The sequence below is a fragment of the Exiguobacterium sp. SH3S1 genome (genome assembly GCF_004337105.1).
Classification (GTDB): domain Bacteria; phylum Bacillota; class Bacilli; order Exiguobacteriales; family Exiguobacteriaceae; genus Exiguobacterium; species Exiguobacterium aurantiacum_A.
Genome location: NZ_SJUW01000002.1, coordinates 214,388 through 230,446 on the forward strand (window position 1 = coordinate 214,388; position 16,059 = coordinate 230,446).

Below are 16,059 nucleotides of genomic sequence, written 5' to 3' on the forward strand. Positions count from 1 at the left end.
AAGATATTATCCAACATTTTCCTCGACTTGAGCCGAATTCGCTTGTTTTTCCCGTAGCGCGCCGGTGAAGAAAAAGGCGCCACACGCGGTCAGAACGGCTAGGCTCCCAAATACAGGGAGCGACGCGTTGTCGAAGCCGTCGAGCAGCAGTCCGCCGATGACCGGCCCGATCGATTGACCGAGTGCCGTCAACCCCATCGCCCCGAAATACGTGCCACGCAAATGTTCCGGTGCCAACTCGTCCGTCAACACGTCCGTCATCGTGAACATGAGCACTTCCCCGACCGTGAAGATGACCATCGCGACGAACAATACCCACACCTCGGCAGCGAAGCCGATTAACAACAGCCCAATCGAGAGCGTCGCGATCCCAAAGAACAGCGACTTGATCGGTGAGACGCGAATGCCGAACCGCATGATCGGATACTGCACGATGAGCACGGTGATCGCGTTGACCGTCAACAGATAAGCGAACAGGCGCGACCCGTCACTGAATCCGTCGTGAAACGCGATGAACTGCGGCAACGTCGAATTGAATTGACTGTAGCCGATGATGGCGAAGATCATGCCGATGATGACGAAGCGGAACGTCTTGTCTTCTTTTAACACACGGAACGTCTCCGTCAGGCGCGGCCGGACTTTGACGCCGTCCCCTTCTTCAAACGGATATTTCCGGAACAACGTCGAGATGACGAGGCCGTAAAGGACATAGACGGCGGTCACGACGAAGAACGCGCTCTTCGCTCCCGTAAGTGATAAGACGACCGCAAGGAGCGGTCCGATCGCCGCAGCGATGTTGATCATGAAGTAGCGCACGTTATAGACGATGACACGCTGGTCAGGTTGCGTCGTGTCGCTGATCAAGGCCCGAGACGCCGGTTCAAGGAATGAACGTGAAACCCCCATCAATACCGAAAATATGTAAAACCAAATCAACTCGGTTGCGAGCGCGAAGCCGGTGAACGTCAAAGCGTTCAAGCCGATACCGATCAACATCAGCTGTTTGCGCCCGTAGCGGTCAGACAGCGTCCCCCCGAAAAAGCTCATAAATAGACCGGATAATGCCGACGTCGCGAACACTGTCCCGATCACGCTCGCCGAGAAACCGAGCGTCGCGAGATAAATCGCAAAAAACGGCATGACAAAAAACGTCGACAGCCGTGCAAAAAATGTACCGAACAAGACGCCAAGCGTCAGCGGATGAATGTGTCGTATGCTCACCCGGATCCCCCCTTTTTCTACATATAAATAGTTTACTTCTATTATTGAAGCAAAACCACTGCAAACAAAAAAGGCCCGGGATGTCCCAAGCCTAAAATCAATCATTATTTAACCGGTACGACCGCACCTTTGTACTCATCTAAGATCCACTGTTGTGTCTCTTCTGATGTCAATACTTCAAGGAGTGCCTTGACGCGCTCATCGTCCTCGTCGCCTTCACGCGTGACGATCAAGTTGACGTACGGTGAGTCTTCGCCTTCAAGAGCAATTGCGTCTTCGAGCGGGTTGAGGCCGGCATCAATCGCGTAGTTCGTGTTGATGAGGACGGCATCGCCTTCACCGTTGTTGAACGCTTGCGGGAGAAGTGCCGCTTCGACGTCCGTCTTGAACTTCAAGTTTTTCGGGTTGTCGACGATGTCAGCGACTGTCGCGTCTGTCGTCTTGCCGTCAGCGAGCGTGAGCAAGCCTTCTGTTTGAAGCATCGTCAAGATTCGTCCGTGGTCAGCGACCGACGAGCTCATGATGATTTCAGCGCCGTCCGGAAGCTCATCGAGTGATTTGTAGTCTTGTGAGTAGACACCGATCGGCTCGATGTGGACGCCGCCGGCTGAAGCGAATTTATAGTCTTTGTTCTCAGCCATTTGTGACTCGAGGTACGGCTCGTGTTGGAAGTAGTTCGCGTCGAGCTCGCCATTCGCGAGCGTTTTGTTCGGGAGCACGTAGTCTTGGAACTTCTTGATTTCAAGCGTGTAGCCTTTTTCTTCATATTCGTCTTGGACGTGCTCTAAAATCTCGGCGTGTGGTACGTTCGACGCGCCGATGATGAGCGTTTTATCGTCGCCCGAGCCTGATTCTGAGTCCCCGCCGCCACATGCCGCGAGAATTGTGAGTGCTGAAGCTGCTGTCAATCCGAGTACTGTTTTCCATGATTTCATTATGATACCCTCCAAATTTTCTATTTGATCAAGCGGAACGCTTGTCGATTTTTGAGACGAGTCGATCGCCGATGAACTGAACGACGAAGACGATGACTAAGATCAATACGGTCGCGACGAACGTGACGTCGCTTTGTGAACGCTGGAACCCTTCGAGGAACGCCAAGTTCCCGAGGCCACCGCCCCCGACGACTCCGGCCATGGCCGTGTAACCGACGATGGCGACGATCGTCACCGTGATGCCTGACACGATGGCCGGGAGTGCTTCCGGGAACAACACTTTATAGACGATCTGCCATTTCGTCGCGCCCATCGACTCGGCCGCCTCGATGACGCCGCGGTCGACTTCACGAAGCGCGAGCTCGACCATGCGCGCATAGAACGGGGCCGCCCCAATGATGAGCGCCGGGAGCGCCGCCGTCGAGCCGAGCATCGTCCCGACGATGAGGAGTGTGAACGGGATGAGCAAGATGATCAAAATGATGAACGGGATCGAGCGGAACACGTTGACGACCGCGCTGATGATCGTGTAAATCGGACGATTCTTCGTCATGAGTGGTTCGTTCGTGACATATAAGAGCATGCCGAGGGCGAGACCGATGACGAATGTCGCGGCTCCCGCGACGAGCGTCATATAGAGCGTCTCCCACGTCTGTTCGAACATGACTTGCCAGTCTACATTAGGAAACATCGTTTTCTACCTCCACTCCCACTGCCTGCGACCGGATTGAGGCGATGGCCCGCTCGACTTCAGCCGGCTCTCCGATCAATTGGATGAATAGCGTCCCGAGCGCACCGACTTGCGACTGCGTCACGTTACCGCCGATGATGTTGAAGCCGATGTCGTGCTGTTTCAACACTTCCGATAAAATCGGCTGTTCGGCCGTCTCGTTCAAGAACTTGAGCTTGACGATTTGGCCGCTCGGATAACGTGCTTTCAAATGCTCGAACGTGAGCGACATGTCGTCGACGGCACCGATCTGTTTGACGAACTCTTTCGTGATCGGCTGTTCCGGATGTTGGAACACGTCCGCGACTTGGCCGGTCTCGACGACCTTCCCTGCCTCCATGACGGCGACGCGATGACAGATTTTTTGGATGACGTGCATCTCATGGGTGATGAGGACGATCGTCAGTCCGAGTTTCTTATTGATGCTGACGAGCAGTTCGAGGATCGAATCGGTCGTCTTCGGGTCGAGTGCGCTCGTCGCTTCATCGCAGAGGAGCACTTCTGGATTTGTAGCGAGCGCGCGGGCAATCCCGACTCGCTGTTTTTGACCGCCCGATAGTTGCGACGGATAGCTGTCTTCACGTCCGGCGAGACCGACGAGATCGACGAGCTCTTGGACGCGGCGTTTACGTTCACTGGCCGGTACCCCGATCAGTTCGAGCGGGAAGCTGATGTTCTCAGCGACCGTGCGCGACCATAACAAGTTGAAGTGTTGGAACACCATCGAGACGTTTTTGCGCACCCCGCGCAGTTCTTTCGGAGTGAGCTTCGTCAGCTCGCTCCCGGCGACGACGATTTCACCGCTTGACGGTGCCTCGAGCCGGTTGAGCAGACGAATGAGCGTCGACTTCCCCGCCCCTGAATATCCGATTATTCCAAAAATTTCGCCGCTCTCGATTGTGAGCGACACATCATCGACCGCCTGGACCCGACCGTTCTTCGTGTCGAACCATTTGGCCACGTTACGTAATTGAATCAATACCTTTCCCTCCTGACAACAAAAAAAGTACACACGTTTGAGCAAACGTGCGTACTTTATCGGTACGGACAACGATTGCTCTCATCTTCCAAGGTTCTCACCTTGCTGGAATTAGCACCATTTCGGATTGCTCCGCGGTTGCTGGGCGTCATAGGGCCAGTCCCTCAGCCTCTCTTGATAAGAGTGTTGTTTATTCGATTAGCTTTATAATAGCGACACATTATTTTCATGTCAAACTATTTTGTGCGAAAAATCAAAAAAAGGTGCCATCCGAGGATGACACAGAACGTAGCACCTTGAGTCACGGAAGGACAACCCATAGATGAAACTCTTTTGCCCGATCAGAGTGTTCATCCTTATATGGGGGATTCAAGCCATCCATCACTCGGCCTTAGAACGTACCGTGCGGTTACGCGGTCGGTGTCCCTGCGCTTGATTTTTTTGGGGGACAATCTAAGGGAAGGTCCACCTAAAAGTCGCGTAAAGTGATGCACCGGCTGTTCTAAAACGTCTTGATGGCTGGAAAATCTCGTCCTATATTGTGTTCAAGTAAGATGTTGTAATGAATATACCATTCGTGAACTTTCTGTGTCAACTGATTATTTAAAATTTTCTGATTATTCTAATCATCCTATCTCATTTAACGAAAGATAGGACGTGCTGCACGTTTTGAAACGCATATAATCGGTCTTCGACTTGGCCGTCTTTAAGCTTTAACAGCGCCGGTACGCTCATCACTTGATACGCTTCTAACTCTTGCGGGATAAAGTTGGCGTCCTGCTTGTCGATCGCGAGTGTCGGGTCGACCGCTTCGACGACCGCGAGCATCCGCTCGGCCACAGCGCATGTTCCACACATCGGGGCGTATATATATAACAATCCGTCTGAAATCATTTTCTCTCACCTCTTCTATAAGTATATGAATGTGAGTCGATCTGTTCAAAAGTTGTGCTCAACTGGAAAAATCTGAATAGTTCAACATTTCTTGTTGACGCTCGCCCAAAAGAGGCATAGTATGGTCATTAACTTTATCGCTTTCGTACATAACAGCAAACACGTAGAAAAGGACAGGTGAATCCACCCATGACGGAACAAACGAAACTGACAGGCAAACAATTTTTGATGAACGTATTGAACGGACTCAGCCTCGCCATTTTAATCGCCCTCATCCCGAGCGCGCTCCTCGGCGAGCTCACGAAAGCAATCCTTCCTTATATTCCGTCGCTACAGTTCATCTTAGATGCGACGACGATCGCGATGCGCCTCTTACCCGTCATCATCGGTGTAGCCGTTGCCATGCAGTTCGGACGTTCTGCGCTCGAGGCCGGCACGATCGGCATTGCGACCCAGGTCGGGAGCGGCGCCATCCGCATCGAGGCAGGTGCGTTCCTCATGGCCGGAATCGGTGACGTCATCACGGCCGGCGTGACGGCCGCACTTGCGACATATATGGTCATGCAGTTGTCACCACGATTAAAGACGTACACCGTGCTCGTCTTACCGATGACGGTCATCGTCATCGCCGGCGGGATCGGCATGTTCTTACTCACGTACATCTCCCAGATCACGACGTACATCGGCACCATCATCATGACGATGACTGAACTCCAGCCGATTATGATGGGCATGTTGATCGCGATGGCGTTCTCGCTCATCATCGTCTCTCCGATCTCGACGGTCGGGATCGCGACGGCGATCAGCCTGTCCGGTGTTGCCGCCGGGGCCGCCAACCTCGGTGTCGTCGCGGCCGGCTTCGGTCTCGCCATCGCCGGGTGGCAGATGAATGCCACCGGGACATCAATCGCTCACTTCCTCGGCTCACCGAAAATTCAAATGGCAAATTTCGTCCGCCGTCCGATCATGATGCTGCCTGTGCTCGCGAACGCGGCCATTCTCGGGGCGCTCGCCGGTATCCTCCGTATCGAGGGGACACCGATCAGCGCCGGTTTCGGCGTCTCCGGGCTCATCGGACCTGTCAACGCCCTGCACTTGATGCCAGGCGGATTCGCCCTATGGAACGTCATGCTCGTCATCGTCTTGTTCGGCCTCATTCCGGTGACGCTCGGGATTGTCTTCTATCGCCTGTTCAACCGGACATCACTCATCCAGCCTGAACATTACCGCCTCGACTTCGACTAAATCAAAAAATCCCGGCTTCTCATAAAGAGAAACCGGGATTTTTGTTAGCCTTGAATCATCGCTTCATATTCTTCGGCTGACATGAGTTTGTCGACGTCCGTTGAATCGTTCAACTCGACTTCGATCATCCATGCGCCTTCGAACGGTGCTTCGTTGACGAGTTCCGGAGAATCCGCGAGTGATTCATTCACTGCCGTGATCTTCCCAGAGATCGGTGCGTACAGTTCAGACACCGTCTTGACCGATTCGACCGAACCGAACGGCTCGTCGAGCAAAATCGTGCCGCCGACTTCAGGAAGTTCCACAAACACGATGTCCCCTAGTTCGCTTTGTGCGAAATCCGTGATCCCGATGCGGGCAACGCTTCCGTTCACTTCAACCCATTCGTGTTCTTTTGAATAACGTAGATTTGCAGGTACTTTGCTCATCTTGACTTCCCCCTCAAATAAATTAGACTCACATGTGTATTATAGCACTTAGCCCCAAACGTCTGTAAATGACTTTTCTGAAAAACCGACCGTCGATTTTTGACCGTCAGTGACGATTGGACGCTTTAAAAGCATACCATTGCTGACTAAAAGCTCGATTTGTTCGTCTTCTGACAAATTCGGGAGCTTATCTTTAATGCCTTCATTACGATACACTTGCCCGCTCGTATTGAAAAACTTTTTGAGCGGCAGCCCTGACTGTTGCCAGATCGACGCGAGTTCATCTTTTGACGGTGTCGCCTCGACGATATGAACGTATGTATACGCGACTTCGTTCTCCTTCAACCATTTCTCTGCCTTCTTACACGTACTGCATGGCGGATAGCCATATAGTGTCACCATATTTATCACCTCTTGTTTTACTGTAGCATACTCCATTCCCGCAAATCACGCTTCGAGCAAGCGTGCGATTTCTCGCTTCAGCGTTGCGTTGACCGGGTGACGCGCTTCGATATAGCTCAGCATCGCCGCGGCCGCTTCGACCGACTTGCCGTAACCTGGCAGCCACTCGTCGAGCCCGGCGACGAGCTCCGGGTGCCGTATCTCGACCCGGCGCGTCGGATTGAACGGGTCGCCCGTCTCTCCATGTGCTTTCAACACGTTGTTGACGGCCGCGACTTGGATGAGTTCGAAGCCGGCGAGCTTCTCTCCGCGTCGTTCACGGAGCAGACCGACGTACAGGTTCGTCAGCGCCTCTTCGTAGCAGTGCGCGGCGTCGGGAGCCTGTGTGACGAGTTTCGGCGTCGCGAACGATTCGAGCGCTTCCTCCCGCTTCCAGACGATCCGTCCCGGAGTGTAGGCGATGTGTGGCATCTCAGGCAAATCGAAGACGGCGAACTCGGCGTAAATACCGTCCGCATACATGACTTTATGGCCGTCTTTCGTGTTTTGGAACTGGTACGCCAGCGGTTCAACCTCGAGCCAGTCCAAATTGTCGATGAAGCGGGCTTTTCGCCCGTCTTCGACGATCAAAAAGAAATCGAGGTCGGAGTAATCGTCGAGCCGCTCGGTCTCGAGGCCAACCGAACCGAGGGCGAGCAACATCAGCGCCCCTTCTTTTGTCGCGACTGATTCCCCAATCCTCTCCATCCGTTCCAACAGCTGATCACGTCTCATGAACATTCCTCCTTTTCCTCATTGTACGTTCTCATCAAGCGAAAAAGAAAGGGCTGACCGCGTCCGGCCACCCCTCCCTGTTCGAGAAATTTTTATTACAGAATTTGCGAACGAGAAAGCCCACTCCTTTAGTGGTGGGATGAACGTGAGCTTGATTTCGGAGTCCCGTTAGTCGGAATTTCAGAAATCAACAAGCAGAATCTTATCCCGATAAAATGTATCACTCTAATAAATCTAATGATACAATGGACGTATGAACAACTACAGAAGAACCAAAACCACCGTATCGATGATCCATTATCATTTCGTGTTCTGCCCGAGGTATCGCCGAAAACTATTTGATGACGATACGTTCGAGCAACGATTCAAAGAGATCGTCCGTGATGTCTGCGAAGAGCTCGACATTCGACTCATCGCCATCGCGTGTGATCGGGACCACACACATCTATTCTTGTCGGCGTTGCCATCCCTCAGCCCGTCTGACATCATGGCGCGCATCAAAGGCGTCTCGTCGAAGCGACTACGAGAGGAATTTCCCCATCTCACACATCTCACAAGCCTTTGGACGAGATCCTTCTTCGTCTCGACGGCCGGAAATGTTTCCAGCGAGACCATCAAGCGTTATGTCGAGGAACAAAAGACAAGGAGGTGACACCGTGTCGCAGACATTGACGGTGAACATCAAACTTCATCCGACAAAAGAGCAACAATCGATCTTAGAGCGGATGATGCGCACCTACATCGGCACGACGAACCAGCTCGTCTCGGACATGGTGCAGGCTCGAGAAAACTTAAAGCTGACGAGCAAAAACGTGAGTTCCGATCTGCCGAGCGCCGTCAAGAATCAGGCCATCCAGGATGCGAAGAGCATGTTCAAAAAGGCGAAGAAGAAGGGCTTCCAGGTCGTCCCTGTCCTCAAGAAGCCGTACTGCACCTGGAACAACCAAAACTACTCGTTCGACTTCGAGTCGATCTCCTTCCCGGTCATGATCGACGGAAAGGTCAAGAAGACGGCGATCCGCGCCGAGATGGTCGACCCGGACAACCGGAACGCCACGCTCCTCGCCAACAAGCTCGGGACGCTCCGCATCATCAAGAAGTCGAACAAGTGGATCGCCCAGATCGCCGTCACGATCCCCACGACGGAGAAGGGGGGCACCAACGTGCTCGGGGTCGACCTCGGCCTGAAAGTCCCCGCCGTCGCATCGACAGATCGTGACAAGGCGCGGTTCTTCGGGAACGGGCGTGAGAACAAGTATATGAAGCGCAAGTTTCGTGCGAAACGGAAAGAGCTCGGTCAACAGAAGAAACTGGATGCGATCAAGAAGCTGAACAACAAAGAACAGCGCTGGATGAAAGACAAAGATCACAAGGTGAGCCGTGAGATCGTCGACTTCGCGAAAGAGAACAAGATTTCTGTCATCCACCTCGAAAGATTGGCGAACATCCGACAGACGGCAAGAACAAGCCGTAAACACAACAAGAACCTGCACACCTGGTCGTTCTATCGCTTGGCACTATTCATCACGTACAAGGCAAAGCTCGAAGGCATCAAGGTCGAATCTGTCAATCCGGCCTACACCTCCCAGACATGCCCTTCTTGTGGAGCAAAAAATAAAGCGAAAGACCGAACATATTCCTGTCCGTGCGGATTCAAAAAACACAGAGATCTAGTCGGTGCGATGAATATCCGATACGCACCTGTGGTCGATGGTAACAGTCGACCAGCCTGAGAACCTATACGGTCTGTCTCAGGAGGGGTGATGGCACACCCTCATCTGAAGGCTTGAACAAAACAGAAATGGACTGCGTTCGCACAAGCACTTCAGAATCCCACTCATACCGAAGGGGTGAGCTTGCGGCTTTAGCCGTGGGAGTGTCAAACGATGAACTTGTTCGCTTTGATGAGACTCGCTGCGACTTCGCGCTTCGTACCGATGACGTTGATTGGCTGATAGCGGCTGAACTTCTTCATCGCCGAGAGCAACATCCGTTGCTCGTCGCCTGACGCTGCCGCGTACAACACTTCTTTCGCCATGAGCTCGACTTGCTTGAACACTTGCTCGGCGAAGATTTCCGTGTAACGTACTTTTTGTTGGTTCTTATCGATACCAGTCCGCGCAATCGCTTTATCCGTCCGCGCAATCGCCGCTTCGAGCGCATAGATGGCGCTGATGATGTCGGCGATCTTGGCGAGGATTTCTTGCTCGTTTTGGAGGTTCTGCTGATATTTCTGGACGGCTGTCCCGGCGATCATCAAGTTGATCTTCTTCATGTTCGATAGAAGCATCTTCTCGCGCGCGAGCGGTGAACCGTCGAGCTCTTGCGGCATGTAGCTCATGAGCTCTTTTTGGAGCTTCTGTGCTTCGGCGAGGAGCGGCAAGTCGCCTTTCATCGCTTTCTTGAGGAGCGTGCTCGGGACGATCAAGCGGTTGATCTCGTTCGTTCCTTCGAAGATCCGGTTGATCCGTGAGTCACGGTACAAGTTTTCGACCTCGTACTCGGTCATGAAGCCGTAGCCGCCGTGAATTTGAACGGCTTCGTCGACGACGTAGTCGAACGTCTCAGACGCAAACACTTTGTTGAGCGAGCATTCGATCGCATACTCCGCGATCGATTGGGCGACTTTCGAGCCGTCGCGCATGTTCTCGTCACCAAGCGCATCGAGGCTGTCTTGGAACAAGCCGCCTGTGCGGTAGACCGAGCTCTCCATCGCGTAAATGTTCGCCGCCATCGTCGCTAATTTTTCTTGGATGAGCGGGAACTGGCTGATCGGCGTCTTGAACTGCTTGCGCTCGTTCGCGTATTGGACCGAGAGATCGAATGCACGTTTTGATGAACCGACCGCTCCGACCGCGAGTTTGTAACGACCGACGTTCAAGATGTTGAAGGCGATGACGTGCCCTTTACCGACTTCACCTAACAGGTTATCGACCGGGACTTCGACGTCTTGTAAAATGAGCGTCCGCGTCGACGAGCCCTTAATCCCCATCTTCTGTTCTTCGGCACCTGTCGAGACGCCGTTGTAGTCGCGTTCGACGATGAAGGCGCTGAACTTGTCGCCGTCAATTTTCGCGTAGACGACGAACACGTTAGCGAAGCCTGCGTTCGTGATCCATTGTTTCTCACCGTTCAAGACGTAGTGCGTCCCGGCCTCGTTCAAGACAGCCGTCGACTTCGCGCCGAGCGCGTCCGACCCTGAGCCTGGCTCTGTGAGCGCGTACGCTGCGATCCATTCGCCCGTTGCGAGCTTCGGCAAGTACTTATGCTTTTGCTCTTCTGTTCCGAAGAAGACGATCGGAAGCGTCCCGATCCCGACGTGAGCGCCGTAACTGAGGGCAAACGAACGGGCTTTGGCGAACCGTTCCGTGATGATCGATGACGAGATCTTGTCGAGCTGATAACCGCCGTACTCTTCAGGTACATCGGCACCGAGCAGACCGAGTTCGCCCGCTTCTTTCAACAGTTCGACCGAGAGATCGAACTCATGTTTTTCGATGCGTCCAAGTACCGGCATGACACGGTCGTCGACGAAACTCGACGTCGTGTCCCCGATCATCTTATGCTCGTCTGAAAAGTCTTCCGGTGTGAAGAGACGATCCGCGTCGAGTGCGTCAATGACAAAGCTACCGCCTTTAATCAATTCGTGTTCTGTACGTTCCATAGTCATTTCCCCCTTATAGTAATTCGAAGACGCCAGCAGCGCCCATTCCGCCACCGATGCACATCGTGACAACCCCATATTTCTCATTGCGTCGTTTCATTTCATGCAGAATCGATACCGCTAGTTTCGCGCCCGTACAACCGAGTGGATGGCCAAGGGCGATCGCGCCGCCGTTGACGTTCACTTTGGACGGGTCGATGCCGAGTTCGCGGATGACGCCGAGTGATTGGCTCGCGAACGCCTCGTTCAACTCGAACAATCCGACTTCTTCAAGCTTCACACCAGCCATCTCTAACGCTTTCGGGATGGCGACGACCGGTCCGATCCCCATCACTTCCGGGCGGACCCCGCCGACTGCGAACGAGAGGAACTTCGCCATCGGCTTCAAGCCTTGGCGTTCCGCCTCTTCCCGCTCCATGACAAGTACGGCTGCAGCGCCGTCTGATACTTGTGACGCGTTACCGGCTGTGACCGACCCTTTGATTTTGAAAGCTGGACGCAATTTGCCGAGTGCTTCGACCGTCGAGTTGGCCCGGACGCCTTCGTCGTGCTTGACGACGAATTCACGCTCCGCGACTTTCCCATCTTCACCGAGGACGTGCTCGATGACCGTCACCGGCACGATCTCTTCTTCGAACTTGCCGCCCGCGATCGCAGCCGCCGCTTTTTGATGGCTGTCGATGGCGAACAGGTCCTGGTCAACTCGTGAGATGTTATACTCGGCCGCTACGCGCTCAGCCGTGTGTCCCATGCTCATGTAATACTCAGGCGCCGTCTCCATGATCGTCGGGTTAGGACGGATGACGTGTCCGCCCATCGGGACGAGGCTCATCGATTCCATTCCGCCGGCAATGATCGCCGTCGCTTGACCGATCATGATCTTCGCTGCCGCGTCCGCGATCGCTTGAAGGCCTGACGAGCAGTAACGGTTGATCGTGACGGCGGGCACTTCGTGTGATAGTCCACCGCGTACGGCCGCATAGCGGGCGATGTTCATCCCTTGCTCCGCTTCCGGCATGGCGCATCCCATGATGACGTCGTCAATCGGTCCCGTGTATCCCGACCGCTCGAGCGTCGCTTTGATGGCGTGACCTGCGAGCTCGTCCGAACGAACGTTTCGGAACGACCCGCGTTTTGCTTTTCCGACCGGTGTTCGTGCACCGGCCACGATGACTGCTTCTCTCATCTGTTAAGTCCCCCTTTTGTCAGTTCCGAAGTGGTTTGCCTTTGACGAGCATATGTTGCATCCGTTGCTGCGATTTCGGTTCTCCGATGAGGCTCAAGAACGCCTCACGCTCGATATCGAGGAAGTATTGCTCGTCGACCATCGTGCCGTATGCCAAATCGCCGCCGCTGATGACGTGGGCAAGTTTTTTGGCGATCTTCAAGTCGTGCTCTGAAATATAACCACCGTAGAACATCTCGTACGCTGCGAGTTCGAGCGTCGCTTTCCCGGTTCGACCGACGACCGGCAACTTCTCGCGCATCGGCGCGACGTATCCGTCCGTAAGTCCAAGGACGGTTTGTTTCGCGTCGAACGTCAAGTGGTCACGGTTCATCGAGATGCCGTCGACCGGACGATGATAGCCGAGCGCTTTCGCGTCGTACGCCGACTTCGATACTTTCGCCATCGCGATGTTCTCGAACGTCTGCTGTGCCGCCTTCTCGATGTTTTGCATCGATTTCGGCGTCTGTTCAAGTAGACGACGGTACGTGTTGACGTTGCCGCCGCCGCCAGGGATGAGACCGACACCGACTTCGACGAGTCCCATGTATGTCTCGAGCGCCGCTTGCATGCGTGCTGCCGGCAAACTGATCTCCGTGCCGCCTCCGAGTGTCATGCCGTAAGGTGCGACGACGACCGGGCGACCTGCGTAACGGATTTTTTGAACGACTTGTTGGAACTTGTTGATGATCCAGTCGAGCTCATACCAGTTCTCGTCTTCCGCTTCCATGAGCATCATCGCGAGGTTGGCGCCGACGCAGAAGTTTTTACCGTCGTTGGCGAGGACGAGTCCTTTGAAGTCTTGCTCGACGAGGTCGATCGATTGCTCGATCATCTGCATGATGTCGACCCCGATCGCGTTGTTCGGTGACGTGAACTCGAGGGCGACGACGTCGTCACCGATGTCGATGAGGCGAGCCCCGCCGTTCTCGAAGATGATCCCGTTCGACTTGGCGAGCGGTGCAAGTTTCAATTCTTTCGGGTTGACGGTCTTCTCGACGTACGTCTGCGACGCTTGATCGTAATACTGGTCCCCTTTATAGAAGGAAGTGTGTCCGGCAGCGAGCATCTCATCGATCCACGCCGGGACGGCATATCCTTCCGCTTTCATGCGTGTGACTGATTTTTCGACACCGAGTGCGTCCCATGTCTCGAACGGTCCGAACTTCCAACCGAAGCCCCACTTCATCGCGTCATCGATGGCGACGATCGAGTCACTGATCTCACCCGTCAAGCGTGCCGAGTAGACGAGTGTTTTCGCTGTTACCGGCCATAGCAACTGTCCGACGCGTCCCTTGTTCAAGATCGCGCCTTTCAGTTTCGCTTTCGAGCCTGGGAGCGACTTGATTTGGTCGAGCTCAGGTCCTGTAATCGCTTTCAATTGTTCGTACTCAAACGTGCTCAAGTTGAGTTCCTGGATGACTTTCCCGTCTTTCTTATAGAACCCTTGACCAGACTTTTGTCCGACCCAGCCTTTTTCGACGAGCGTCTTCATTTCAGCAGGGACATCGAACGTATCTTTCTCCTCGCCCGCTTCGAGCGCCTCATAGACGTTACCGGCGACGTGGACGAACGTGTCGATGCCGACGACGTCGAGCGTACGGAACGTCGCTGATTTCGGACGGCCGATGAGCGGTCCTGTGATCGAGTCCATCTCGCCGATCGTCGCGTTTTGTTTCAACATCTCCTCGAACGTGACGAGCAGGCCGTACGTGCCGATGCGGTTACCGATGAAGTTTGGCGTGTCTTTCGCCTCGACGACGCCTTTACCGAGACGGTCCTCAGCAAAGCGGGCCATGAAATCGATGACCGGGCGCGCCGTTTTCTCCGTCGGGATGAGTTCGAGCAGCTTCAAGTAGCGCGGCGGGTTGAAGAAGTGCGTTCCGAGGAAGCGTGACTTCAATCCTTCCGGCAAGACGCTCGCCATCGCTTCGATCGAGATCCCAGACGTGTTCGAGCTGAGAATCGCGTCTTCACGGATGAACGGTGCGATTTTGTCGAACAGTTGCTGTTTCACGTCGAGCCGTTCGACGATGACTTCGATGACCCAGTCGGCTTCTTTCAATCGCTCGAGGTCATCTTCTAAGTTCCCGACCTCGATGAAGTTCAAGTGTTCTGCCGTCGCGAGTGGCGCCGGATTTTGTTTCAACAACTTATGACGGTTCTCGGACGCGATGCGATTCCGCACTTCCGGTGACTCGAGCGTGAGCCCTTTCGCTTCTTCTTGCGCCGTCAATTCACGTGGTACGATGTCGAGCATGAGCGAACGAACCCCCGCGTTCGCCAAATGGGCCGCAATCCCCGCCCCCATTACTCCTGAACCGATGACGACCGCAAAACGGATATTGCTCGTCAAACGGAGGTCGGCTGATTGTTCGATGTGACTCGTCATATTGTTCCCCCCTAAATGAGAATGAATAGTGATTCATTTCACGCGTAAAAAAAATCGCAATCACCATCGTGTTTACTCTTCTATCATAAATGAACGACAATTCATTCGCAAGCGTTCATTTTTCAAATTCATTCCATTTTTCTGATTTACGATTATTTTTTGATATGTGTGGTATAGACACATTGAGTCAATTTTGAAAGGGGACGAAACAATATGAGTGATAATCGTTTAAATACAATCGGCAGCCGCAAGGATTTTGAAACGTTCAAGAAGGACGGACAAGCGCAGGCCCATCAACCGGGAATCGATTCGAAGATGGAGCCGTTCCCGATCTATGAGCGTGAAGGCTATAAAGGAAGCGACAAGTTAAAAGACAAAGTCGCCATCATCACGGGCGGTGACTCGGGGATCGGGAAATCGGTCGCCATCTTCTTCGCCCACGAAGGCGCAAACTCGGTCATCGTCTATAAAGACCAAAACGAGCTCGAGGACGCTGAAGCGACGAAGGAACGGATCGAAGAACTCGGTCAAGCGTGCCTGTTGCTGCAAGGTGATCTCGGTGATTCGGCGTTCTGCCAAGACGTCGTCAAGCAGACGCTCGAGACGTTCGGCCACTTGGACATTCTCGTCAACAACGCCGCCGAGCAGCATCCGCAAGAGTCGCTCCTCGACATCTCGGACGACCAGCTCGAGCGGACGTTCCGGACGAACATCTTCAGCATGTTCTATTTGACGAAAGCGGCGCTCCCGTACTTGAACGAAGGCGCGAGCATCATCAACACGACGTCGATCACGGCGTATGAAGGCAACGACCAGTTGATCGACTATGCGTCGACGAAAGGCGCGATCACATCGTTCACGCGTTCGCTCGCCAAAAACTTGGCCGAGAAGAAAATCCGTGTCAACGGCGTCGCCCCTGGCCCGATTTGGACACCGCTCATCCCGGCTACGTTCTCGGCTGAGAAAGTCGCCACGTTCGGTGACTCTTCTGAGATGAAGCGTGTGGGTCAACCGGCAGAGCTCGCCCCGGCTTACGTCTATCTCGCAAGCGATGACTCGACGTACGTCAGTGGGCAGGTCATGCACGTCAACGGCGGTACCGTCATTAACGGATAAGTGTTTCGGAAGGCTCAGTTCACAGCTGAGTCTTTTTTGTGTGCGTGTCATACT

Annotated in this window: 15 protein-coding genes and 1 riboswitch; of the genes, 4 read left to right on the forward strand and 11 right to left on the reverse strand. The window is 53.9% G+C overall.

The genetic code is table 11. The annotated features are described in order from the left end of the window. Positions 1-6 precede the first annotated feature (6 nt). From EVJ26_RS03825 to EVJ26_RS03845, 5 genes are all read right to left on the reverse strand, one after another. Positions 7-1,221 carry an MDR family MFS transporter gene (locus tag EVJ26_RS03825; protein WP_131469779.1) on the reverse strand — a complete coding sequence of 405 codons (1,215 nt, stop codon included), beginning with the start codon at positions 1,219-1,221 and terminating at the stop codon, positions 7-9. A 104-nt stretch (positions 1,222-1,325) separates the two neighbouring features. Further along, complete coding sequence (locus tag EVJ26_RS03830) at positions 1,326-2,156, reverse strand: MetQ/NlpA family ABC transporter substrate-binding protein (protein ID WP_131469781.1); 831 nt, start codon at positions 2,154-2,156, stop codon at positions 1,326-1,328. A gap of 28 nt (positions 2,157-2,184) precedes the next feature. Continuing rightward, on the reverse strand, positions 2,185-2,847 hold the full coding sequence (locus EVJ26_RS03835) for a methionine ABC transporter permease (protein ID WP_131468275.1): 663 nt from the start codon (positions 2,845-2,847) through the stop codon (positions 2,185-2,187). After that, positions 2,837-3,865: a methionine ABC transporter ATP-binding protein gene (locus EVJ26_RS03840; RefSeq protein WP_131469783.1), complete on the reverse strand. Its 1,029-nt coding sequence runs from the start codon at positions 3,863-3,865 to the stop codon at positions 2,837-2,839. Before EVJ26_RS03840 ends, EVJ26_RS03835 begins: the two co-directional genes overlap by 11 nt. A 78-nt stretch (positions 3,866-3,943) precedes the next feature. Further along, positions 3,944-4,049, reverse strand: a riboswitch (SAM riboswitch). 452 nt (positions 4,050-4,501) lie between these two features. Further along, a complete protein-coding gene (locus EVJ26_RS03845; RefSeq protein ID WP_131468271.1) occupies positions 4,502-4,759 on the reverse strand; it encodes a thioredoxin family protein in 258 nt (85 codons plus the stop codon). Between the two features lie 189 nt (positions 4,760-4,948). Here EVJ26_RS03845 and EVJ26_RS03850 point away from each other — a divergent pair, with 189 nt between their 5' ends. Beyond that, positions 4,949-6,004, forward strand: a complete 1,056-nt coding sequence (locus EVJ26_RS03850) for a PTS sugar transporter subunit IIC (RefSeq protein WP_131469785.1) — start codon at positions 4,949-4,951, stop codon at positions 6,002-6,004. Positions 6,005-6,048: 44 nt separating this feature from the next. Here the strand turns inward: EVJ26_RS03850 and gcvH are convergent, their stop codons facing one another. From gcvH to EVJ26_RS03865, 3 genes are read right to left on the reverse strand one after another with little or no spacing between them, the layout of a single operon-like run. Continuing rightward, the gene (gene gcvH, locus EVJ26_RS03855; protein WP_070328736.1) at positions 6,049-6,432 is read right to left on the reverse strand and encodes a glycine cleavage system protein GcvH; all 384 of its coding nucleotides are present in this window, start codon (positions 6,430-6,432) and stop codon (positions 6,049-6,051) included. 48 nt (positions 6,433-6,480) lie between these two features. Then, positions 6,481-6,834, reverse strand: a complete 354-nt coding sequence (locus EVJ26_RS03860; protein WP_131469787.1) for an arsenate reductase family protein — start codon at positions 6,832-6,834, stop codon at positions 6,481-6,483. A gap of 45 nt (positions 6,835-6,879) precedes the next feature. Further along, positions 6,880-7,608: a hypothetical protein gene (locus EVJ26_RS03865; RefSeq protein ID WP_236635489.1), complete on the reverse strand. Its 729-nt coding sequence runs from the start codon at positions 7,606-7,608 to the stop codon at positions 6,880-6,882. Between the two features lie 253 nt (positions 7,609-7,861). On the opposite strand from EVJ26_RS03865, the gene tnpA reads away from it, so the two are divergent. Together tnpA and EVJ26_RS03875 are read left to right on the forward strand one after the other, a co-directional pair. Then, entirely contained in the window at positions 7,862-8,260 is a 399-nt protein-coding gene (gene tnpA / locus EVJ26_RS03870; protein WP_083274102.1) for an IS200/IS605 family transposase, read from the forward strand. A gap of 4 nt (positions 8,261-8,264) precedes the next feature. After that, positions 8,265-9,341, forward strand: a complete 1,077-nt coding sequence (locus EVJ26_RS03875; protein WP_131469791.1) for an RNA-guided endonuclease InsQ/TnpB family protein — start codon at positions 8,265-8,267, stop codon at positions 9,339-9,341. 146 nt (positions 9,342-9,487) lie between these two features. On the opposite strand, the gene EVJ26_RS03880 is transcribed toward EVJ26_RS03875, so the two are convergent. Genes EVJ26_RS03880 through EVJ26_RS03890 form a run of 3 tightly spaced genes read right to left on the reverse strand, consistent with a single transcriptional unit; the run spans position 9,488 to position 14,889 of the window. Next, positions 9,488-11,272 (reverse strand): acyl-CoA dehydrogenase family protein, encoded by a 1,785-nt coding sequence (locus tag EVJ26_RS03880; protein ID WP_071397928.1) that lies wholly within the window; start codon positions 11,270-11,272, stop codon positions 9,488-9,490. Between the two features lie 13 nt (positions 11,273-11,285). Next, entirely contained in the window at positions 11,286-12,458 is a 1,173-nt protein-coding gene (locus EVJ26_RS03885; protein WP_016510281.1) for an acetyl-CoA C-acetyltransferase, read from the reverse strand. A gap of 19 nt (positions 12,459-12,477) precedes the next feature. Beyond that, positions 12,478-14,889 (reverse strand): 3-hydroxyacyl-CoA dehydrogenase/enoyl-CoA hydratase family protein, encoded by a 2,412-nt coding sequence (locus EVJ26_RS03890; RefSeq protein WP_131469793.1) that lies wholly within the window; start codon positions 14,887-14,889, stop codon positions 12,478-12,480. 213 nt (positions 14,890-15,102) lie between these two features. On the opposite strand from EVJ26_RS03890, the gene EVJ26_RS03895 reads away from it, so the two are divergent. Continuing rightward, positions 15,103-16,005 (forward strand): SDR family oxidoreductase, encoded by a 903-nt coding sequence (locus tag EVJ26_RS03895; protein WP_131469795.1) that lies wholly within the window; start codon positions 15,103-15,105, stop codon positions 16,003-16,005. Positions 16,006-16,059: the final 54 nt, after the last annotated feature.